Origin of the sequence: Rhodococcus sp. PAE-6 (assembly GCF_025290685.1) — a bacterium.
Lineage (GTDB): Bacteria > Actinomycetota > Actinomycetes > Mycobacteriales > Mycobacteriaceae > Rhodococcus > Rhodococcus pyridinivorans.
This window is the reverse complement of record NZ_JAOCLZ010000075.1, coordinates 1-1,185: the sequence shown is the minus strand read 5'-3', so window position 1 is coordinate 1,185 and position 1,185 is coordinate 1. Positions and strand designations below refer to the sequence as shown.

General features: G+C 64.6%; 2 pseudogenes. Both read right to left on the bottom strand.

Annotated features, from left to right (window positions below):
- Positions 1–324, bottom strand: a pseudogene (locus NVV99_RS26260) (transposase); the annotation flags it as partial.
- Positions 325–337: 13 nt separating this feature from the next.
- Positions 338–1,111: pseudogene (locus NVV99_RS26255) on the bottom strand (ISAzo13 family transposase); the annotation flags it as partial.
- Positions 1,112–1,185 lie beyond the last annotated feature (74 nt).

The window sequence follows — 1,185 nt, the reverse complement described above, 5'->3', positions numbered from 1 at the left end:
TGCGCCTCAACCGGTCGTCGGCTCAGGACCTCACGCTGCAACCGTGATCGTGTCGTGGGAGGGCCGGTTAACCGATAGCGGATTGTTCGACCAGATCTGCCGCCAGATCTGCTTCGGAAACGCGGTGAACGCCAGCAGGTCCGCTCGCGCTGCGTCGAGATGCTCCGCGACCTTGGGTAGTTTCGATTCGAGAGCGTCGATCACCCGGTCGTATTGCGCGTGAACCGAATCAGCGTCGGGTTGGTCATAGACCGAATGCAGCAACGTCTTCACCCAAGGCCACGACGTTTTCGGGGTCACCGCCATGAGATTGGTCGAATAGTGTAGCTGTAAGAAATTAATGTATCGATTCGCTGGTGTCGCTCTCGTGCGGTGGTATGGCGGCGAGAAGTTCGGCGGCGGTGCGGTAGCGGATGGGTGCCGGCACCGGGATGTAGCCGTCCTGTTCGAGCAGTGGTCGCACGTCGAGCAGCGCATTACCGATGGTGCGCGGACTGACCTGGAACAGTTCGGCAAGGACAGCGCGAGTGCATAGTCGCCGCAGGTGCAGCACCGTGGCCAGGACACGTTCGGCATCGGTGATCTTCTGAAGGAAGATTCCGCCGCGGCCGCCGGGCATCCGCTCGCCGCCACGTTGGGCGTAGCGGCGTCGTTCGACCATGGCGGCTTGCCGAACGGCGAGACGTTCGACGAGTTCGTCCAGTTGCCGGCGACTCATGCCGGTCAGCGTCGGATGCGACAACGTTTCGGGGAGCAGCCGATTCGGGGCGGGACCGAGTACCCGGTCCTCGCGGACAAATCCGACAAGGTCGGCGGCGGTGCTCAACCGCAACCCGATGATCGGGGTGACGTGGTGGCCACGCTCGTCGAACAGCATCCGCGTTTCGGCGATGATCTCGCCGATGGAGTTCGGATTGACCCCGAGCAGTTCCGAAAGCACCCGCTGGGAGCACACCTGCCGCAGATACACGACGGTGATCAGCAGCGCGGCGGCGTCCGAGATCAACCGCCGCTTGCCGGCACCCGGCGCCCGGCGGCGCCGCCCGCCGCGTTGGTGCCAGCGGCGTTGCTCGGCGCGGGCGGCCTGCACCGAAGCCAATTGGGCGGTGAGGGGCCTTAACCCCTGACCTTGGACACGGTGTCATTTCGGTTATGCCGCTTCCGCGAGGGTAGCGGAGGCAGCGG